The organism is Saccharothrix sabaoui, assembly GCF_051756985.1.
In the GTDB taxonomy this organism is placed as follows: Bacteria; Actinomycetota; Actinomycetes; order Mycobacteriales; family Pseudonocardiaceae; genus Actinosynnema.
Map to the genome: position 1 here is coordinate 13963 of NZ_JBPKJK010000078.1, position 19731 is coordinate 33693.

Here is a 19731-nt window from a genome sequence, read left to right on the forward strand (position 1 = left end):
GTGGCGGCGGTCGCGAGTGGACGCACGCCGTCCCGATCGCGGCCGTCACACGGTCGGGTAAGGGGGGCTCCCCGTTCCGGTGACAGTGCGGTGGTGGGCCGCCGCGGCTTCCTACGCTCGACGGACACGCCGCGCGAGGGAGCTGATCCTGTGACCCGGTCCACCATCCTCATCGCCACCGAGCGACCGACCGAGGACAGCACCGTGCCGGCGGCGAAGGTCGCGCAGGTCTGCGCGCACCTGCGCGACTGCGGGTACGAGGTGATGGTCGTGCACTCCACCGCCGACGCCGCCTCCGCGATCACCGCCCAGGCCGACCTCACCGCCGCCGTGGTGAGCTGGGAACTGGTCGGCGGCCCGCTCCAGCCCCCCGCCGGCGGCCCGGCCGTCCCGGGCGGCGTGCTGCGGATGCTGCTGGACCGGTTCTCCTCGCGGCTGCCCGTGTTCCTGCTGACCACCGGCGACTACAGCGACGAGACGCCGCTGTGGGTCTCCGAGGTCGTCAACGGCTGGATCTGGCTGCTGGAGGACACGCCCGACTTCATCGCGGGCCGCGTCGACTTCGCCGCGCGCCAGTACCTCGACCACGTCCTGCCGCCGTTCTTCCGCGAACTGCGCCGGTTCGACGACACCCACCCGTACTCGTGGCACACCCCGGCCCACGCGGGCGGCATCGCGTTCCTCAAGTCGCCGGTCGGTCGGGCGTTCTTCGACTACTTCGGCGAACGCCTGTTCCGCACCGACATCTCGGTGTCCGTCGGCGAACTCGGCTCGCTGTTCGAGCACACCGGCCCGGTCGGCGAGGCCGAGCGCAACGCCGCGCGGATCTTCGGCGCCGACGAGACCTACTTCGTGCTGCACGGCACGTCGACGTCCAACCGGATGATCATCCACAGCGCGGTCGCCAACGACGAGATCACCCTGCTCGACCGCAACTGCCACAAGGCGATCAACCACGGCGTCGTCCTCACCGGCGCGCGCCCCGTCTACCTGGTGCCCACCCGCAACGGCTACGGGATCACCGGGCCCGTCCCGCCGCACCGGTTGACCGCGGACGCGGTGCGCGAGCAGGTCGGGCGCACCCCGATCGCGGCGGGCGCGGTGCGCCCGGACCCGTCGTACGCGGTCATCACGAACTCCACCTACGACGGCCTCTGCTACGACACCACCCGGGTGGCCGAACTGCTGGGCGCGTCCACCCGCACCCTGCACTTCGACGAGGCGTGGTTCGCCTACGGCCGGTTCAACCCGCTCTACGCGCGCCGCTACGGGATGGCGGTCGACGGCGACGGGACGCCGGACGGGCAGCGCCCGACCGTGTTCGCCACCCACTCGTCGCACAAGCTGCTGGCCGCGCTGTCCCAGTCCGCGATGATCCACGTGAAGTCCGGCGGGAAGGCGCCGTTCGACCGGTCCCGGTTCAACGAGACGTACATGATGCACGGCACCACGTCGCCGCTGTACCCGATGATCGCCTCGTGCGACGTGGCGGCGGGCATGATGGACGGCCCGGCCGGGAACTGGCTGACCACCGAGGCGATCACCGAGGCGGTCCGGTTCCGGCAGGCGATGATCCGGCTCGGCAGGCGGCTGGCCGAGGCGGGCGACCGGCCGCCGTGGTTCTTCGGCGTGTGGCAGCCGACCGAGGTCACCGACGAGCGCGTCCCGTTCCACGAGGCCCCGCTCGACCTGCTGCGCACCGACCCGGGCTGCTGGGCGCTGGAGCCGGGTGCCGAGTGGCACGGCTTCCCCGACCTGGAACCCGGTTTCTGCCTGCTCGACCCGGTCAAGGTGACCGTCACCTGCCCCGGCGTCGACGCGCTCGGCGGGGTGTCGGCGTTCGGCGTCCCGGCCCGGGTGGTGACGGCGTACCTGGAGACCCGGCGGATCGTGGTGGAGAAGACCGACGTCTACACGTTCCTGGTGCTGTTCTCCATGGGCATCACGAAGGGCAAGTGGGGCACGCTGCTCGACGCGCTCACCGACTTCAAGCAGCTCCACGACGACGGCGCCCCGCTGGGCGAGGTGCTGCCGGACCTGGTGAAGGCCCACCCCGCGCGGTACCGGGGGCTGACGCTGCCGCAGCTGTGCGCCGAGATGCACCACACCCTCGCCGACGCCAAGGTCGTGCAGCTGCTCAACGAGGCGTTCACCAGCCCCACGCCGCCCACGGCGGTGATGACGCCCGCCGAGGCGCACCAGCGCTTCATCCGCGGCGAGACCGAACTCGTCGCCCTGGACGCCCTGGCCGACCGCGTGGTCGCCACCCAGGTCACGACCACGCCGCCCGGCATCCCGGTGCTGGTGCCCGGCGAGCGCGTCGGCTCGCCCGACGGCGCGCTCCTCCGCTACCTGCGCGTGCTGGAGGCGTTCGACCGGCGGTTCCCGGGGTTCGCCAGCGAGACCCACGGCGTGCGCCACCAGGACGGCGGCTACTGGATCTCGTGCGTGACCGGGTAGCGGCGTCGGCGGAGGCCGTTCCGGGCGCGGCGGCGAGGCGGCGGTCGCGGTCCGCCGGTCGCCGGGCCGTTCACGGCGTGCGGTGACCGGGGTCCGGCGGGACGCGCAGCGCCAGCAGGGCGGTGTCGTCGTCGGGGCGGCCTCGGTCGTGCTCGGTGATGGCGTCGCCGAGGCGGGTGACGGTCTGCCGGGCGTCCATCCCGCGGCACTCGGCCAGGACCCGGGCGAGGGTGTCCTCGCCGAACTGGGGGCGTTCGCCGTCGCCGTCGCCGTCGACGGGTGGGCGGGCCTCGGTGGCGCCGTCGGTGTAGAGCAGCAGGGTGTCGCCGGGGGCGAGGCGGAAGCGGGTGTCGGTGAGGGTGGTCTCGCGCACGACGCCGAGCAGGGTGCCGGTGCGCCCGGCGGGCTGGACGCGGCCGTCGGCGCGGCGGATCAGCGCGGGCGGGTGCCCGGCGAGGGCCAGGCGGCCGGCGATGCCGCCGCGGGTGGCGTGGAAGGTGGCGTAGACGGCGGTGAGGAACCGGTCGCTGCGCTGGTCGAGCATGGCGGTGTTGAGCTTGGTGAGCACGGTGGCCGGGGACGCGTGCCGGGTGGCCTCGGCGCGCAGGGTGTAGCGGGCCAGCGCGGTGACCTTGGCGGCCTCGGTGCCGTGCCCGCACACGTCGCCCATCACGGTGGCCCACCACCGCCCGGTGGTGGGGAACAGGTCGTAGAAGTCGCCCACGACCCGGTCGCCGTACGCGGGCAGGTAGGAGGCGGCGACCTCCAGCCCCGGCACGGGGGTGAGGGTCGGGGGCAGCAGGCTGTCCTGGAGGCTGCGCGCGAGGTGGCTGGAGGCGGTCAGCGCGGTCCGGGCGGTGTCCAGGGCGGTACGGGCGGTGATCAGCGACTGGCGCAGGTTGAGCTCGTTGCCCACCGCCCGCGCGAGCGTGGCCAGGGTCTTGAGCTCCTCGGGCCGCCACCGGCGGGGCTCGTCGTCGATCACGCACATGCTGCCCAGCACCTCGCCGCCCGGTCCGAGCACCGGGTAGCCGGCCCACGCGCCGATGCTCATCGGCACCACCGAGGGGTGGTCGCGGGTGCGCGGGTCGGTCGCCGCGTCGTCGACCACGAACCGCTCACCGGCCAGGCCGACGAGGAAGTAGCAGAAGCTGTCCCGCACCGGGGTGTGGCGCTGCGCGGGGTCGCGCGGGGTCACCCCGACGCAGGACTTCCAGAACGAGCGCTGGTCGTCCACCAGCGTGATGAACGCCCGCGCGCAGCCGGTGGTGGCCGCCGCGATCTGCGCGAGGTCGTCGAACGCCTCCTCCGCCGCGGTGTCGAGCAGGCCGGTGGCCCGCACCGCGGCCAGCCGCGCCGGGTCCGACAGCGCCGCCGGCAAGCCGTCCTCCCGCAACCCCCCGGGGAAGCGCACACCGTTGACCACAGCCACGACGAACCCCTTCGTGACGACCACCGGTCATCCGTCCGGGGCACCCCTCGCCGGACCCGTGAAGACCGGCAGGTGCCCACCGTAGTCTCCCCGCCGGGCGAGGCGGTCCTCCCGCCCGGTCGGGTTCGGTCCCTACGGCGTGGCGGTTTCCGCCGGGGGGTCGGCGAACCGGGTGACGAGGAGGTCGATCCGCCCCTCCTGGCCGTCCGGGGGGATGCGGCCGCCGTCGGCCAGGACGGCCATGCCGTGCAGCGCGCTCCAGGTGACCTCGGCGAACAGTTCGCGCCGCGCGCCCGGCGGGAAGCAGTGGACGAACTCGTCGAACCCGGCCCGCATCGCGGGCGGCGTCCCGGCGCTCGCGAACCGCAGGTCGGTGGGCAGGACGAACATGGCCTGGTACAGGGCGGGGTGCCCGGTCGCGAACTCCAGGTAGGCGCGGCAGACGGCGCGCAGGGCCCGTCCGGCGTCTGCGGCGTCTAGGTCTGCGGGGTCGGCGTCTGGGGGGTCGGCGTCTGCGGCGGCGGAGTCGGGGTCGGCGTCTGCGGCGGCGGGGTCGGGGTCGGGGTCGGCGGGGTCGGGGTGGGCGGCGGCCTGCCGCGCGCGGCGCAGGTGGGCGGCGAGTTCGGCGAACCCCTCCAGCGCGACGGCGCCCACGATGGCGTCCTTGCCGCTGAAGTGGCTGTAGAGCACCGGCTGGCTGTACTCGACGCGGTCGGCCAACCGCCGGGTCGTCACCGACTCCCAGCCCTCGGTCTCCGCGAGTTCGCGCGCGGCCGTGACGATCAGCCGGTGGCGGTGGGCGCGTTCGCGTTCGCGGCGCTCGCTGATGGCGGACATGGCGGCATCATAGCAACGCTAGACATCCTGTCGGCGACAACGTAGCGTTGCTGTCGTTGCTAGCGCCGCTAGGAAGCGGTGCCGCCGTCCAGGGGGAGGACCCACTCGTGCTCACCACCACCGCCACCGCGCTCGCCTTGCTGATCGGCGCGGGCATCATCGTCATCGGCGTGCGCGCCCTCGTCGCGCCGCGGGCCGCGGCGGGCTTCGGCATCCCCGGCACGCCGACCGAGGACCGCACCTTCCGGGCGTGGCTGTCCGTCAAGGCGGTGCGCGACATCGCCTCGGGCGTCTTCGTCCTCGTCCTGGTGCTCGCGGCGACACCGCAGGTGCTGGGCTGGTTCATGCTGGCTGCCACCGGCATCCCCGTCGGCGACGCGCTGATCGTGCTGCGCAGCAAGGGACCGAGGGCGGTGGCCTACGGCGTCCACGGGGGCACCGCCGCCGTGATGCTGGTGATCGGCGTGCTGCTGCTCGTCGCGTGACCGGGCCCCGGTCGGCCTCAGCCCATCAGCACCTCCCCCGTCAGGAACGCCAGGTCCAGGGCTTGCGGGGTGTCCGGGTCACCACCGCGGTCGGTCGCGCCGGTCAGCTCGACGTGGATGCCGCCGGGGTGCGTGCCGAGGCGTCGGTGGACCTCGAAGAAGCCCTGCACCTCGTCCACGACCCGGTCGAAGCGGCTCGCGCCGGGCGCGTTGCGGCGCAGCGGGTCGCACTGCCACACCACGTCGTGCCCGGACGCGGTCACCGCCTCCACGATCGGCGGCAGGGCGGTGCGGACGCGGTCGCTGCCCATCCCGACCATCAGCGTCACCCTGCCCGCCCGGAACCGGGGGTCGAGGCGGGCGACGTACTCCGCGACCAGGTCCGGCGTCGCGGTCGGGCCGATCCCCACGCCGATCGGGTTCGCCAGCAGCTCGACGAAGGCGATGTGCGCGCCGTCGGGCCGGGCGGTGCGCTCCCCGATCCACAGGAAGTGCCCGGACAGGTCGTAGAGCCCCGTGCCCGTGCGCAGCATGGCGCGCTCGTAGTCCAGCACCAGCGCCTCGTGCGAGGTGTGGACCTCGGCCCCGCGCAGCGCCCCGGTGTCGACGCGGCACGCGCGCACGAACCCCAGGCCCGCGTCGACCTCGTCCGCCAGCGCCCCGTAGCGCACCCCCCAGCGGGAGGTGCGGACGAACTCGCGGTTCCACTCGTTCACCCGCGCCAGGTCGGCGAAGCCCGACCGGGTCAGGTCGCGCACGAGGGTCGTCGTGGAGCAGGCGTCCAGGTAGGTCCGGGCCATGCGCGCGGGGTCGGGTGACCGGTCCGCCGCCTGCCCGGCCGGGTCGGCGAGGGGTGGTCGCGGCCCGGCGTGCCGCCCCGCGAACCGGCCGACCTGCACCACGGGGAGACCCGACGCGTAGGTCAGGACCAGCGCCGCCTGCGCCAGGGTCCGCAGGTTCGCCGTGACCCGGGCTTCGGGGTCACCGGCACCGGGGTCACCGGCACCGGGGTCGGGTGCCTCCGCGCGGTCCTCGCCCTGGAGCAGGAACGCCTCGCCACGCGCCACCCGGGCGAGGTGCGCGCCGAGCCGGTCGACCTCGGCGGCCGGGACGACGGGCGGTGCGCTCGCCGGCATGTCGTGGACGGACCTGGCGTGCTCGTCGTCCGACCACCGGGGCTGCCGGGCGGCGGGCTTCGCCAACGCCGCCGACACGCCGGGGAACCCGGGCGCGTCCCGGTCCGGCAGGTCGACCAGCGTGCCCTGGTCCCGCATCACGTCAGCACGTTCCCGTTGCCCGGCCGCACGGCGCGCGAGCGGCGCAGGTCCAGGTGCACGAAGCCGCGCTGCAACCAGCGGTCCCGGCCGTCGTAGCGCGGGGTGAACGCCGACCGCCCGTGCAGGGTGATCCGGTTGTCCACCAGGGCCATCGTGCCGGGGGTCAGCACCAGGGAGGTGCTGACGGCGGCCAGCGCGTCCGCGAGGGCGTCCAGCGCGGTGCCGGCGGCCTGGTCGAGCGGGTGGGTGCTCGCGAAGTCGACCCGCACGTCCGGGTCCTCGACGTCGCCGACGAGCACCGCGTGGGCCTTGGCCGCGGCGCCGGCCGCGCCGAACGAGGCGGGCGCCTCGGTGACGTAGCGGTCCTCGGCGAGTACGGCCAGGGTCGCCTCGGGGAGCAGCCGGACCGCCTGCCGCACGCAGGCCGTTGCCAGCGCGGCGACGTTGTCGTGGTCGTTGCGCAGGCAGAACAGCGAGAGGTAGTCCGGCCGGAACGGGTGGAAGGCGTTCTCCACGTGCATCTGGAGCCGGGTCGACCCGGCGTTGCCCTGGAACTCCTCCCGACCGGGCACCGGGACGACGTCCTGGAGCAGCGCGCCGAACTTCTCCTCGCGGAACGAGACCAGCTCGCCGAGGTAGAGGTCGACCATGACGCTGACGGCCGCCGCTCCGGTCGCCTGCCGCTGCACGGAGTTCATCACGGTCGGCGTCGGCGGCAGCAGGTCGTCCGCCGCGATCGGCAGGTTGCCGATCACCAGGACCCCCGTGTCGCCGGGGTCGTTGCGGAAGGCCCGCAGCGCCTCCCGCAGGGCCGCCGGCAGGCGCGCCGACGTCCGGCGCGCGGCGGCCACCCACTCCGGCGCGTCGACGAGGCGGGGTTCGACCCGGCTCAGCCCGTCGGCCAGCTCCCCCACGAGTGCGCGGTCGGCCGCGGTCAGCACGATGCCGCGCACCGAGGACGCGTGCAGGTTCAACGTCATGATTTCCCCCCGGGTGTGGTTCAGTCGTGGTAGTGGATCGAGATCTTCTCGTCGAGGTGGTCGTCGAACGCGATCATCTCGGCCTCGCTGCCGTGCACCGACATCACGAACGCGGGCCTGCCGGAGAACTCCGGGTAGGGCCGGACGAGGTCGCCGGGGAACAGGAACCTGGGCGTCAGCTCGACGCAGTCCAGCTCCGCGACCTCGTCGAGACCGGCGATCTCCCGGATCACCCCGGCGCCGCCGCACGGCACGATGTAGTTGCTGGCGTAGCCGGTGATCCGCGGTTCGTCGGTGAGCCCCACCGGTTCCCGCCCCAGGGCGACGCGCAGCGCGTTGCCGATGAAGTCGATCCCGGTGCTGTGCCGGACGATGAAGTGCGACACCCCGGAGCCGCCGATCCTGGCGCCGACGTCGAACACGAACGGCGTCCCGTCGGAGCGGAGGCGCAGCTCGGAGTGCACCGGTCCGCTCTCGATCCCGAGCGCCTCGTTCACCAGGCCGATCTGCTCCACGACGGTCGACCGGACGTCCGGGGGCAGGTTCGCCGGGGCGCGGTAGACGCCTTCCTCGAAGTACGGTCCGCGCGGTTCGCCCTTGTAGCCGATGGAGTGGACGTAGGTCCGGCCCCGCCGGACGAAGCTCTCCACCGCGAACTCGGGGCCGTCGACGTACTCCTGGACGAGCAGGCCGCGCGCGGCGGACTCGGGCGGCAGGTCCCGCCGGGCCACCTCCTCCACCCGGAGCAGCTCCTCGGCGAGGTCGGCCGGGTCGTCCACCCGGACCACGCCCATGCTGCCGTACGCCGACGCGGGTTTGACCACCACGGGGAACCGGAGGTCCCCCAGCGGCGGGGGTTGGGCCGCGACGGGCACGGCGACCGACGCGGGCGTGTGGGCCCCCGCCGCGCGCAGGAGCCGGTGCACGCCCCGCTTGTCGGTGGCGTTCACCGCGGCCTCGGGCGAGATGCCCGGCAGCCCGAGCTCCGCCGCGATCACCGCGGTGATCGGCACCGCCGGGTCGTCCATCGTGAACACGCCGTCGAGCCGGTGCTCGTCGCGGTAGGACCGCAGCGCCCGCAGCGCGTCGGCCGGGTCGCCGAGCACGTCGCAGCGGAGGACGTCGACGACGCCGTCCGGCACGTCGTCGACGACCTCGCCGGGGCGGGGCACGAGGACGAATTCACAGCCGACCCGGTCGTGCGCCTCGAACACCCACGGCAGCACGGGCCGCGCGTGGATCAGTCCGATCCTCGGTCTGTCGATGACTTCTCCCCTTTCAGCGCACGGCCCTCGTCCGGCCGTCGAGTCGGGTCCCCCGAGCGGACCACGAGCAGCACGCCCGCGGCGGCGAGCGCGAACAGCGTCACCTCGAACACGGTGAACACCGGGGCCACGCCCAGGACCCATTCGGTGCTGCGCACCAGGAAGGGCAGGCACACGGCCGCCGACGCGGTGAACAGCGGCCCGCGCACCAGCACCAGTTCGTGCGAGAGGACGTACACGGGCGCGGTGAAGACCGCCCCGAGCAGGAACAGCGCCCCGAGCTGCGCCAGGGACAGGGACCAGAGGTCCTCGCCGATCAGCAGCGCGGTGGGGACCAGCATCAGGGTCGCCACCCCGGCGATCCCCGGCAGGGACGCGAGCGAGGGCAGGTCCCCCATCTCGGCCCGGTAGGCGAACCCGTAGAGCGAGTAGAAGAACGTCCCCGCCAGCGCCAGGCCGACGCCGAGCGCGATCGTCCAGCCGGTGGCCTGCGCCAGGCCGACCGGGACGCCGTGGCGCAGGCCGTAGACGACGGACGCCGCGACGGCGAGGACCGTCCCGACCCACTTGGTGGGCGTGGACCGCTCCCGGAACGCGGCCACGCCGATGACCAGGGTGAGGCAGGGCATGAGGCCGACCAGGATGCCGCTCGCGGACGCCCCGATCATCGTGATGGCGAAGACGGTGCACACCGAGTAGAGGAAGAACCCCAGCAGCGCCAGCTTGGCCAGCGCCACCGGTCGCCGCAGCGCGACGACGGACGCCTTCCGGTACCTGGCCTTGACCAGCACCAGGCCGATGACCACCGGCAGGGTGAACAGCGTGCGGACGCCGGCGACCGTCAACGGCGGCAGCTGCGCCAGCAGCCGTCCGGACATCACCCAGCCGCCGGTCAGCAGGGCCACCATGCCCACCGCCATGACCGGCACCCGGAGGGCCCGCCAGCTCACGACGCCCCGCGCCACTGGCCGCGGCACCACTGCCCGCCGTGCCGCGGCCCGCCCTGCCACTGGCCGCCGTGCCACTGCCCGCCCTGCCGCTGCCCGTCCTGCCGCCGGCCACCGCGCCGACACCGGACCCGCGCCGGGTCGGCCGCGCACCGTTCCACGCGCACCGGGTCAGAGCTCCCCTACGCCGAAGCTCAGCGCCGGGACCCGCTCGGCGGTGCCCCGGTAGCGCCGCAGCACCTCCTGCTCCTCGGTGAAGGCGAACTTGTCCTTGTCCGCGCCGGGTCGGAGGTAGCGCCGCACGAACTCCGTCGCCGTCGCCCGGTAGTCGTCGTCGTCCGTGACGGTCGCCTCGATCGACTCGATGGCGTCGACCAGGGCGCGCAGCGCCGCGTACACGTCGGGCATCGACATCCGGAGCTTCCCGTCGCCGGCCGGGGTGATCGCGCCGTGCTCGCTGAGCCAGGAGTACAGCAGCACCCCGGTGCCGGAGTCGAAGACCCGCTCCGCCTTGGGGTCGAGCGGGTAGCGGAACAGCCGTTCCAGCAGGATCATCTCGATCACCGCGTCACCGAACGGGACACCGCCCTCGGCGCAGGTGAGCAGGCTCTGGCTGTCGACCTTGATCTCCTCCAGCAGGCCGACGAACCAGTTGATCTTCACCTGGATGTGCTCGTCGAACGGCTTGAGGCCCTGGTGGTGGAAGTAGTCGTGCAGGTACCCCCACAGCGACCGGGCCTCGTAGACCTCCTCCGGCGTCAGCGCCCCGGACACCATCGGCAGCGAGTCGGCGGTGAGCAGCGCGCGGGCCGCGGGCACCGAGAACGCCTGGTAGATGCGGCGGAACTTGTTGAAGAAGAACATCGCGAACTCCTGCTTGTCCGGCTTGACCGCGGCCGGGATGTTCTCCGGGAAGAACACGATGCAGTTGCCCCTGCTGATGCCGTCGCTGCCGACGAGCAGCTGCACGGACTGGCAGATGTTCTTCGGGTGCGGGAACCGCTGCGACATCAGGGCCAGCGCCTCGGGTTCCTGCCGGCGCACGGCGAACGCCTCGAACCCGCGGCGGACGGGCGGTTCGGAGTTGGTCATCAGCAGCGGGCCGATGAACACGCCCAGCGCGCCGTCCGGCGCGGGCACGACGGCGTCGCGCACGCGGTCGAACAGGGGAACGGTGCCCAGCCCGGCGTCGAGCCACGCCCGCGTGTCCGCGGCGAACGCGGCGGCGGACCCGTCGTCGCCGATCCGGTCCAGCACGTCCACGGCGACGTCGAGCAGCTCCTCCACCAGCACGCGGTCGTGGTCGGTCGGGTCGGCGATCCGGCCGTCGAGCTTCTGGCGGACGCGGATCTCGTTGCAGAGCGGGATGACCCGCTGGGACAGCAGCTTGACGGCCTCGCGTTCGGCCGCCGACATCTCGATCATGCGTTCCCCCTGGGGTCGCTGGGTCAGACCGCCCCGGCGGTGACCCGCCGGTGGACGAGGTCGTCGTAGGCGTCGAGCAGGCGCGAGGCGACGGGCCCGACGCCGTACTCGCGGTGGTCCACCGACCGGACCGGCTGCACCTCGTAGGCGGTGCCGGTGACGAACACCTCGCTCGCCCGGTCGAGCGCCTCGGGCAGCAGGTGCCCGACCACGACCTCGATGCCCAGTCGCCGCGCGAGCGCCAGCACGGTCTGGCGGGTGATGCCGTCGAGCAGGCAGTCGCACGTCGGGGTGTGCAGGGCGCCGTCGACGACGAGGAACAGGTTGGCCCCCGTCGCCTCGGCGAGGTAGCCGCGGTAGTCCAGCAGCAGCGCGTCGTCGTACCCGGCGGCCTCCGCGGCCCGCCTGGCGAGCGTGCAGATCTGGTAGAGCCCGGCGGTCTTGGCCGCGGTGGGCGCCATCCTGGGCGACGGGCGCACCCACTCGCTGGTGCCGAGGGTGATGCCGTGCCGCTTGGCGTCCGGGGAGAACACGTGCGGCCACTCCCAGGCGGCGACGGCCACGTGCGCGGTCGCCCGCGGGGCGGTGATGCCCAGGCTGTCGCTCCCCAGCCAGGCGATCGGCCGGACGTAGCCCTGCTCGATGCCGTTGGCCTCGACGACCTGCGCCGTCGCCGCGTCCAGCTCGGGGACGCCGACGGGCAGGGTCAGGCCGATCTCGCGGGCGGAGGCGAGCAGTCGGGTGCTGTGCTCGGTGAGGCGGAAGACGACGCCGTCGTAGACGCGTTCGCCCTCGAACACGCTGCTGGCGTAGTGCAGGCCGTGGCTGAGCACGTGCAGCCGGGCGTCGCGCCACGGCACCAGGGCGCCGTCGAGCCAGATCCACCCGTCGCGGTCGTCGAGGCCGCCGCTCATCCCGCCGTCCCGACCGGGACGTGGATGGTGAAGCCCATCGGCACGGGGCCGTAGTCGCGCAGGACCACCAGGTCGTGCTCGCGCGCGGCGGGCAGGGTGGTGATGCAGCCGTCCGTGAGGCCGTTCGCGCAGTCCGAGGCGGCCTGGGCGTTGCTCGTGGTGATCACCCTCGTCATGCCCTCCGGCACCAGGTGCTGCGGCGCGGGGTGGGTGGAGACGGTGGCCGGTTCCCGCTGCTCGCGGGCGGCGAGGAGCATGTTGAACGTCGGCATGATGAACATGTCGGCGAGCACGAGCCGGTGCAGGTTGCTGAACACGAGCGTGTGCAGGTCCGGGTAGACGACGCAGCCGAGCAGCGCGTGCGTGCCGTCGTAGGACATCTCCTCGACGGCGGTCTCCAGGGTGCGGTGCAGCCGGACCTCGCCCTCCACCCCGCGGTTGGCCAGCCACACCCTGGCGGCCTGCTCGCAGTTCGTGCCCGCCGGGCCGAGCGTGTGGACTTCCGTGATCCTGGTCAGGGCGTTCTCCGTCGTGGTGGCCACAGACGTCATCGGCATTCCTTAGGGTGATTTAGCGCGGTACGCGCGGCGATCGGCCGCGTCGGACCACGGGTGCTCGATTCATCGACCGCTTTTCGGGCATACCGATCCGCCGCGCCCACGGAATCGCGGACAACGGCAATGGAGAGGGAAATGTCGGTTTTGCCCGGGAACTGTTCCGGCGCGTGCGCGCGAAACCGGGAAGCGGCACGGCGATCACCGCCGAACAGTTCGTGAACCGACACAACCCCGATGCGCGGGTCGTCCGGTCAGGATCGCGGAATACCTGCGGAAATCCGCACCCGGGAGCGCACGCGACCACCCGCGACGAGCTGACCAGGCACTACCCGACGCGCGGGCTGACCTCGACCTCGTCCGGGAAGGGCGCAGCACCCCGTTCGCAGGACCGGTATTCCGGCGACGAACGCACTCATCTGGTCTGACATGGACAACCGATACCCCCCAGGCCCGCCACCGCGGGCTGCCTCACACGAAAACGCCGGGAGATCGCGTCCACCCGGGGAAGGCGATCTCCGCTATTCACCGACTCGAACCGGACAACGAAGAGGATCGGACGCGGCCCCCGTACCGGTCCATGACGAACTCCCCCGCGACCCACTCTCCCAAAAGTTTCACACGAAGCCAATAGGCAATCGGGTGAACGCCGACCGGCCGCCCGATCACGGGCGGTGCCGTTGCGTGGTCGTGCGCGAGCGCCACCCTCGGGCTCGACGTCGCCCGGCCCGCCGCCGTTGCCGGTCGCGGGACGACGCACCCCTCACCGCGTGAATGGATCGCCGCCGGCCGGGTAGGCCTTTGCTCACCGCGGGGGCGTGCCGCCCGCGCGGGAGGGTCGTCCACGGGCGGCCCGGTCGAACCGGGCCGGATCGTTGAGCAGACAGCGCCGGCCCGGTTCGGTCCCGTCCCCGCCGGTCGGCCGGGCCGCGGGACCGGCGGCGTCAGGCCCCGGTAGCGGTGTCGGCCGGGACGGCGGGCTGCGCGGTCAGCACCAGGGCGGCCTGGTCGTCCTCGCCGACGTTGCCGGCGGTGAAGCGGGCGACCGCGTCGATCAGGCGGCCGAGGGTGTCGCCGGCGGTGGGGCGGGCGCAGCGGGCGAGGGCGGTGTCGAGCCCCTCGTCGTCGAACTGGGAGCCGTCGGGGGCGCGGGCCTCGGTGATGCCGTCGGTGACCAGGACCAGGCTGTCGCCGGGGTGCAGGTCGACCCGGTGCACGTGGAAGACGGGGTCGGGGTCGACGCCCAGCAGCATGCCGCGGGTGATCGAGGCGGTCACGGTGCCGTCGGCGCGCAGGACGCGGGGCGCGACGTGCCCGGCGCGGATGAGTTCCACGGCCAGGTGGCCGCCGCGGTTGGCCAGGTGGCCGTGGACGAGGGTGACGAAACCGGTGCCGTGCGCGCGGGGGCGTTCGACCAGGGCGGTGTTGACCGCCCGCACGACCTGGAGGGGGTCGGGCAGCACGCGGGCGATGGCGCGGGCGGTGTTGCGCACCAGGGCGGTGGTGGTGGCGGCCCGCGCGCCGCGCCCGCACACGTCGCCGATGAGGAACGCCCACCGCCCGTCCGGCAGCGGGAACACGTCGTAGAAGTCGCCGCCGACCTCCAGGCCCTCGCCCGCCGGGTGGTAGTGGGTGGCCACGTCGGCGCCCGGCACGGCGGGCAGCTCGGGCAGCAGCAGCCCGGCCTGGAGGTCGTGGGCGAGGCGGGCGCGCTGGGTGTACTGGCGGGCGTTGCGCGCGGCCAGCGAGGCGCGGGAGGCCAGCTCCCCGGCCAGGTGGACGGCGTGGCCGTCGAGCGCGGCCGTGCCGGTGGTGAACAGGGTCAGCGTGCCGAACGGGCGACCGCGGTCGGTCAGCGGGATGCACAGGTAGCCGGTGACGCCCAGTTCGGCCCACGGTCCCGGGCCGGTGGGCGCGCGGCGGGCGACCTCGGTGGTCGCGAGCGCCAGCACCCGGACCACCGCGTCGTCCCCGTCGTCGTGCACGGGCACGTGGGTGGCCAGCAGGTCGGCCTGCGCCGGGTCGACCGCGGCGGTGGCCAGCCGCCGGACGCGCCCGGACTCGACCACGTCGACCGCGCACAGCGGCGCGAGCTTCGGCACGCACAGCTCCGCCAGGCAGCGCAGGGTCTGGGTGTGGTCCAGGTCGCGCGACAGCGCGGTGCCGGCCTCCAGCAGGAAGGCCAGGTCGTCGCGGGCGGCCTTCTCCTTGGCCTCGGCGGCGGCCTTGGCCTGCTCGATGCGGTGGCGCTCGACGGCCAGCGCGGCGGTGTCGGCGAAGATGCGGGCCAGCGCCAGGTCGGAGTCCTGCGGGCGGCGCGGTGTGCGGTGGTACATCGCGAAGGTGCCCAGCAGGCGGCCGTCGCGGGCCAGGATCGGGGTGGACCAGCACGCCGCCAGCGAGGCGCGCGCGGCCAGCTCGCGGAAGTCGTCCCAGAACGGGTCGCTCGCGATGTCGGCGACGACGACCGGGCTGCGCCGGTGGGCCGCGGTGCCGCAGGAGCCCACGCCCTCGCCGGTGGCGATGCCGTCGATGGCCTCGTTGTAGAAGTCGGGCAGGCTCGGCGCGGCCCCGTGCCGCAGGCGCCGGCCGTCCTCGTCCGCCAGCAGCACCGACACCAGCGTGTCCGGGGTCAGCGCCTCGATCACCCGCGCCATGCCGTCGAGCACCTCGGACAGCGGGGCGTCGCGCGCGATCTGCTCCAGCAGCGCCCGGTGCTCGGCGGTCAGCCGCTGCGCGTGCTTGACCTGGGTGATCTCCACGCCCAGCACCGTCACGCCGGTGACGAGGCCGCCCTGGTCCAGCCGCGGCTCGTAGACGAAGTCGAAGAACGCCTCGCGCTCGCGGCCCGCCTGCCCGAGCACGATCCGCGCGTCGCGCGCCGAGTAGGGGCGCCCGGTGCGGTAGACGCCGTCGAGCAGCGCCAGGAAGCCCTGTTCGGCCAGCTCCGGCACCAACCGCCCGATGGGGACGCCGGTGCGCGCCCGGTCGCCGCCGCCGATGGCCTCGAAGAACGCGGCGTTGGCCGCCTCCACCATGTGCGCGGGTCCCGACAGCAGCGCGAACACGGCGGCGGACTGCCCGAACAGCGCCCGCACGTCGGAGGTGTCGCGTGGTCGGTCCCGCGCCGGGCCCGAACCGGCAACCGGATCGTTCTCGTGGACCATCGCCGTCTCCGCCCGTCCTCGCGCCCACGTCGTCGGTCCGGGCGGCCGTGCACCGACCATCATCCCCCACCCGGGGGACGGCGTCAGCGCGCGAGGCGCCGGCCACGTCGACGAAAACCGGGATGACCTGGTCCGACCCGGTGGCGGACAACGTCCTGGCCGGTCCCGGCGACACCCCCGACAGCCCCGGGGCGGCCCCGACAGCCCTGGGGCGGCCCCGCGAGCGCCGCGTTCGGCGCGCCCCCCGCTCAGCGCGACGAACGCGGCCGCGCGGCCGCGAGGTCGATGGTGCCCGCGATGACCTCCTGGGCGACGTGGCCGAGCTTGAGGTTGTGCCCGCGGGCGTGGCCGCGCAGCGCGGCGAAGGCGGCGTCCATGTCGACCCCGAGGCGTTCGGCGACCAGCCCCTTGGCCTGCTCCACGACCACCCGGCTGTTCAAGGCCGCCTGGAGCTGCTCGGTGAGCACCTGGTGGTGGTGGATCGAACGCTGTTGCAGCAGGCCGACGGTGGCGACGTCGACCAGCGCCGTGGCGGTCCGCAGGGCGGTGGCGTCCAGCTCGCCCACCCGGTCGCGGAACAGGTTCAGCGCGCCGATCACCTCGTTGCGCAGGCGCATGGGCACCGCGTCCACCGCGACGAACCCGGCGTCGGTCGCCGCCGCGGTGAACCTCGGCCACCGCTCCCCCGCGTTGAGCAGGTCGGGGTGGCCCACCCTGGTCCCCGTCGCGAACGCGTCGAGGCACGGTCCCTCGTCGTTCTGCAGCTGGAAGAGCTCCAGCAGCCGGACCTGCTCGTTGGACGTCGCGATCAGCTGGAGCCTGCCCCGCTGGTCGGCCAGCAGCAGCCCCGCCGCGTGCACGTCGAGCAGTTCCACGCACCGGTCCACGAGCATGTGCAGGAAGTCGATGACGTCGAAGTCGTCGACCAGGGTGTCGGCCAACTCGACGAACGTTTCGACGAGACGATCGCCGTCCATCGCAGCCACCTCCATCGGTGTGTTCGGGGTGCGGGGCCGCGCCCCACCCGTTGTCACGGTCGTCCGCCGTCGCGGTGGAACCGGCGCCGGCGCGCCACCACGTCGGCGGCCAGGTCGCTCAACGGCACCTGCTCGACGAACGCCCTGGCCCGCAGGGAGGCGAACGCGTCCGCCATGCCCACGCCCAGCTGCGCCGCCACCATGCCGGTGGCCTGGTGCACCTGCGGGTTGTGCAGCGGCAGGACGTCCCCGGCGGCACCGCCGGCCGCGCCCAGGCCGGCGTGCTCGTCCAGCAGCAGCCGCAGGGCCAGTTCCCCGAACGCCAGGGAGTCGGTCAGCGTCGCGGCGTCGAGGTGACCCCCCTCGACGCGGTACAGCAGCAGCACACCGACCCGGATCGCGCCCACGCACAACGGCAGGGCGAACAGCGACGCCGCCCCCGCGTCGACGGCCAGCGGCGCGAACACCGGCCACCGGGTCCGGCCGGACGGGGCGTCGAGGTCGGAGACGAGCGCCGGACCGCCCCCGCGCCAGACGTCCACGGCCGGTCCCTCCCCCACCGTCACCTGCAACTCGGCCAGCCTCTCCCCCAGGGCGTCCGTGGCGCACAGGACCTCCGGCCAGCCGGAGGTGTCCACGGTCAGCACGGCGCCGCTGACACCCAGCCGCTCCACCGCCGACCGGCAGAGAACGCCGACCGACACGGGCACGTCCAGTTCGGCGGCCCTCTCCGCGATCCAGCGGCTCACCAGCGCCAGGCGACTGGTGGTGTACCGGGCCATCCGGGGACCTCCCGTCACCTCGTCGCGCGGTGCGACCCGGACACCCCCGCACCGCGATCGGCCCACCCCGCGCACCGGGGACGCCGCGCCGGTCCGGTGACGTCCCCGATCCGCCGCGAGCGGTCCGGGGGTCAGCGGTGGACGGGTCAGCGGTGGACGGGACCCGGCCGCCGGCGGCGACTCGTGTCGAGCCGGACGCGCCTGCGCCACAGCGGGCCGCGGGGCACGGCGGTCGGCGGGTCGGGCGGGGGCGTGCCCGGTGACCGCGACCGGTCGGCGGCCGTCACGCGGGCGAGGTGGCGGTGGCGGCGCCCCGGTCGGGGGTCCGTGCCAGGAGGTCCTCGACGGTGGCGGTCGAGTCGGGGTCGGCGGCGGCGTGCATCGCGGTCGACCGCGGCCACCAGCCGCCGTCGACGCGGCCCCGCGCACCGGTGAGCGGTTTCACCGCCCACCGGCACGCGTGATCGCGTGCCGCGGTGGGACCGGTGGTGGAACCGGACTGGTTCGGGATCATCTCGGCGCTCCCGCCTCCGACCGGACCGGCCGGTCGGACTTCGTGGTGCGCCCAAGGCGACGCCGACTCGGACATCGGCGTTCAACGCGCCCTCGGTAATGCCACATTACACCGGAAATCCACCGGAAAACGCGCACGGCGGATTTCCGTGAATTCCCGCCGACGCGGTGGCGACTTCACCGGAGGCCCGTCGGGGCGGGATCGGGACGACGTCGCGCGGCGGCCCGGCGGACGTCCGTTCGGTCCGGCGGGCGGTCCGCGCCGGTCCCGTCGGTCCGCGGTGTCAGGCGCCGCCCGCGCGGTCGCTGATGTTGCCCACGACCGTCTTGCCGTAGGTCGCGCCGCTCGACTCGCCCGAGCACAGGCAGCCCCGGGACAGTCCACCCGCCTCGGTCGCGGAGCAGAACCGCCGCGCGAGCGGGTCGTGCGCGTCCACCGGGTGGTGGCACGCGGAGCAGGGCACCGGGGTGCCCGGCGTGGAGAGGTCGTCCGTCAGCAGTTCGGTCGTCGACATCGATCCGTCCTTCTCGTGGTCGGTACCACTGTTGTCCGGGACCCGGCAGGTCCACGCGTTCCCCTGGCGGGCCGGACGGGTTGGGCGGGCCGGCCGGCTGGCGGGCCCGCGGTCTCACACCACGACGACGGTCTTACCCCGGGAATGGCCGTCGACCACGTGCTGGACGGCCGCGGGGGTGTCGCTGAGCGGGTAGGTCCGGTCGACCGCGGGGGTGACCGCGCCGGACTCGACGAGCCCGGTGAGCGCGAGCAGGTCGCGGGCGTTCTCCGAGTTGACCAGACCGCGCAGCGTCTGGCCGGTGAACAGGGACAGCACGGGTGCGCGCAGGGTGCGGTCGAAACCGCCGAGCCACCGCCCACCGGTCTCGGAGCCGACGATGACCAGTCTCCCACGCGGGGTGAGGACGCGCCGGAGGTGGGTCAGCGAGCGGTGCCCGCCGATGTCGAGGACGACGTCGTAGCGCTTCCCGCCGGCGGTGATGTCCTCACGGGTGTGGTCGATGACGTGGTCCGCGCCCAGGGAGCGGACCAGGTCGGTCTTCGCCGTGCCGCACACGCCCGTGACGTGCGCGCCGAGCGCCTTGGCGATCTGCACGGCGAACGTGCCCACACCCCCCGAGGCGCCGATGACCAGCACGTCCTGCCCGGCCCGCACCCGCCCCGCGTCGCGCACGCCCTGCAGGGCCGTGAGCCCGGAGATGGGCGCGGCGGCGGCCTGCGCGAAGTCGAGGTTGGCCGGTTTCGGGGCGATCCTGTCCTGCCGCGCGACGGCGTACTCGGCGAAGCAGCCCTCGCCGATGCCGTAGACCTCCTGGCCCGGCCGCACGGCGGTCACGTCCGCGCCGACGGCCTCGACCAGCCCGGCGACCTCCCGGCCCCGCACCCGCGTCCTCGGCCTGCGGAACCCGTAGCCGAACAGCCGGATCGGGTAGGGCAGGCCCGCCATGATGTGCCAGGCGCCCCGGTCGACCCCGGCCGCGCGCACCCGCACCAGCACCTCGCCGGCGGCGATCCGGGGCCGGTCGACCTCCTCCGACCGCAGGACGTCCAGCGCCTCGCCGTACTCGTCCTGCACGATCGCGCGCATCCTCCGCGCCCCCGGTGGCGGTTGCGCCGGTCCGCCGTTCTGCTCGACTCCCATGATTTCCCCTTAAAATCGCGAGCGTACGCCTCTGCTCACGAATTCACACCGTTTCCTT

The 19731-nt window shown here is 74.0% G+C and carries 18 protein-coding genes; 2 read left to right on the forward strand and 16 right to left on the reverse strand.

From position 1 onward, the window contains the following. Positions 1-150: 150 nt before the first annotated feature. Complete coding sequence (locus ACR807_RS23560) at positions 151-2460, forward strand: Orn/Lys/Arg family decarboxylase (protein ID WP_438923560.1); 2310 nt, start codon at positions 151-153, stop codon at positions 2458-2460. Between the two features lie 70 nt (positions 2461-2530). On the opposite strand, the gene ACR807_RS23565 is transcribed toward ACR807_RS23560, so the two are convergent. Next, a complete protein-coding gene (locus ACR807_RS23565) occupies positions 2531-3916 on the reverse strand; it encodes a PP2C family protein-serine/threonine phosphatase (protein WP_438923561.1) in 1386 nt (461 codons plus the stop codon). 108 nt (positions 3917-4024) lie between these two features. Then, positions 4025-4729, reverse strand: coding sequence for a TetR/AcrR family transcriptional regulator (locus ACR807_RS23570; RefSeq protein ID WP_438923562.1), 705 nt, complete (start codon positions 4727-4729; stop codon positions 4025-4027). A 107-nt stretch (positions 4730-4836) separates the two neighbouring features. Between ACR807_RS23570 and ACR807_RS23575 the strand changes: the two genes are divergently transcribed. Then, positions 4837-5214, forward strand: coding sequence for a DUF4267 domain-containing protein (locus ACR807_RS23575; protein WP_438923563.1), 378 nt, complete (start codon positions 4837-4839; stop codon positions 5212-5214). A 17-nt stretch (positions 5215-5231) separates the two neighbouring features. On the opposite strand, the gene ACR807_RS23580 is transcribed toward ACR807_RS23575, so the two are convergent. The 14 genes from ACR807_RS23580 to ACR807_RS23645 form a co-directional block, all read right to left on the reverse strand. Further along, positions 5232-6488 carry a 3-deoxy-7-phosphoheptulonate synthase gene (locus tag ACR807_RS23580; protein ID WP_438923582.1) on the reverse strand — a complete coding sequence of 419 codons (1257 nt, stop codon included), beginning with the start codon at positions 6486-6488 and terminating at the stop codon, positions 5232-5234. Continuing rightward, positions 6488-7471: a TauD/TfdA family dioxygenase gene (locus tag ACR807_RS23585; protein ID WP_438923564.1), complete on the reverse strand. Its 984-nt coding sequence runs from the start codon at positions 7469-7471 to the stop codon at positions 6488-6490. The genes ACR807_RS23580 and ACR807_RS23585 overlap by 1 nt, the downstream gene beginning before the upstream one ends. A gap of 20 nt (positions 7472-7491) precedes the next feature. After that, positions 7492-8697, reverse strand: coding sequence for an ATP-grasp domain-containing protein (locus ACR807_RS23590; protein ID WP_438923565.1), 1206 nt, complete (start codon positions 8695-8697; stop codon positions 7492-7494). Between the two features lie 14 nt (positions 8698-8711). Further along, entirely contained in the window at positions 8712-9686 is a 975-nt protein-coding gene (locus ACR807_RS23595; RefSeq protein WP_438923566.1) for a DMT family transporter, read from the reverse strand. After that, positions 9683-9850, reverse strand: coding sequence for a hypothetical protein (locus ACR807_RS23600; RefSeq protein ID WP_438923567.1), 168 nt, complete (start codon positions 9848-9850; stop codon positions 9683-9685). Before ACR807_RS23600 ends, ACR807_RS23595 begins: the two co-directional genes overlap by 4 nt. A 4-nt stretch (positions 9851-9854) precedes the next feature. After that, a complete protein-coding gene (locus ACR807_RS23605) occupies positions 9855-11108 on the reverse strand; it encodes a DUF6421 family protein (protein ID WP_438923568.1) in 1254 nt (417 codons plus the stop codon). A 23-nt stretch (positions 11109-11131) separates the two neighbouring features. Next, positions 11132-12022, reverse strand: coding sequence for a branched-chain amino acid aminotransferase (locus tag ACR807_RS23610; RefSeq protein ID WP_438923569.1), 891 nt, complete (start codon positions 12020-12022; stop codon positions 11132-11134). Further along, positions 12019-12573 carry a type 2 periplasmic-binding domain-containing protein gene (locus tag ACR807_RS23615; RefSeq protein WP_438923570.1) on the reverse strand — a complete coding sequence of 185 codons (555 nt, stop codon included), beginning with the start codon at positions 12571-12573 and terminating at the stop codon, positions 12019-12021. Before ACR807_RS23615 ends, ACR807_RS23610 begins: the two co-directional genes overlap by 4 nt. A gap of 947 nt (positions 12574-13520) precedes the next feature. Then, a complete protein-coding gene (locus ACR807_RS23620) occupies positions 13521-15743 on the reverse strand; it encodes a SpoIIE family protein phosphatase (RefSeq protein ID WP_438923571.1) in 2223 nt (740 codons plus the stop codon). A gap of 248 nt (positions 15744-15991) precedes the next feature. Next, positions 15992-16720, reverse strand: coding sequence for a GAF and ANTAR domain-containing protein (locus ACR807_RS23625; RefSeq protein WP_438923572.1), 729 nt, complete (start codon positions 16718-16720; stop codon positions 15992-15994). Between the two features lie 53 nt (positions 16721-16773). Continuing rightward, positions 16774-17502, reverse strand: coding sequence for a GAF and ANTAR domain-containing protein (locus ACR807_RS23630; RefSeq protein ID WP_438923573.1), 729 nt, complete (start codon positions 17500-17502; stop codon positions 16774-16776). A gap of 283 nt (positions 17503-17785) precedes the next feature. Beyond that, positions 17786-18016 (reverse strand): hypothetical protein, encoded by a 231-nt coding sequence (locus ACR807_RS23635; RefSeq protein WP_438923574.1) that lies wholly within the window; start codon positions 18014-18016, stop codon positions 17786-17788. Between the two features lie 283 nt (positions 18017-18299). After that, a complete protein-coding gene (locus tag ACR807_RS23640) occupies positions 18300-18530 on the reverse strand; it encodes an RGCVC family protein (protein WP_438923575.1) in 231 nt (76 codons plus the stop codon). Between the two features lie 114 nt (positions 18531-18644). After that, complete coding sequence (locus ACR807_RS23645) at positions 18645-19673, reverse strand: NAD(P)-dependent alcohol dehydrogenase (protein WP_438923576.1); 1029 nt, start codon at positions 19671-19673, stop codon at positions 18645-18647. Positions 19674-19731: the final 58 nt, after the last annotated feature.

Bases quoted from the DNA above. Each gene is read 5' to 3' on its own strand.
- ACR807_RS23570 (WP_438923562.1), bottom strand. From the start codon at position 4,729: ATGTCCGCCATCAGCGAGCGCCGCGAACGCGAACGCGCCCACCGCCAC.
- ACR807_RS23580 (WP_438923582.1), bottom strand. From the start codon at position 6,488: ATGCGGGACCAGGGCACGCTGGTCGACCTGCCGGACCGGGACGCGCCC.
- ACR807_RS23585 (WP_438923564.1), bottom strand. From the start codon at position 7,471: ATGACGTTGAACCTGCACGCGTCCTCGGTGCGCGGCATCGTGCTGACC.
- ACR807_RS23605 (WP_438923568.1), bottom strand. From the start codon at position 11,108: ATGATCGAGATGTCGGCGGCCGAACGCGAGGCCGTCAAGCTGCTGTCC.
- ACR807_RS23610 (WP_438923569.1), bottom strand. From the start codon at position 12,022: ATGAGCGGCGGCCTCGACGACCGCGACGGGTGGATCTGGCTCGACGGC.
- ACR807_RS23615 (WP_438923570.1), bottom strand. From the start codon at position 12,573: ATGACGTCTGTGGCCACCACGACGGAGAACGCCCTGACCAGGATCACG.
- ACR807_RS23620 (WP_438923571.1), bottom strand. From the start codon at position 15,743: ATGGTCCACGAGAACGATCCGGTTGCCGGTTCGGGCCCGGCGCGGGAC.
- ACR807_RS23625 (WP_438923572.1), bottom strand. From the start codon at position 16,720: ATGGACGGCGATCGTCTCGTCGAAACGTTCGTCGAGTTGGCCGACACC.
- ACR807_RS23630 (WP_438923573.1), bottom strand. From the start codon at position 17,502: ATGGCCCGGTACACCACCAGTCGCCTGGCGCTGGTGAGCCGCTGGATC.
- ACR807_RS23635 (WP_438923574.1), bottom strand. From the start codon at position 18,016: ATGATCCCGAACCAGTCCGGTTCCACCACCGGTCCCACCGCGGCACGC.
- ACR807_RS23640 (WP_438923575.1), bottom strand. From the start codon at position 18,530: ATGTCGACGACCGAACTGCTGACGGACGACCTCTCCACGCCGGGCACC.
- ACR807_RS23645 (WP_438923576.1), bottom strand. From the start codon at position 19,673: ATGGGAGTCGAGCAGAACGGCGGACCGGCGCAACCGCCACCGGGGGCG.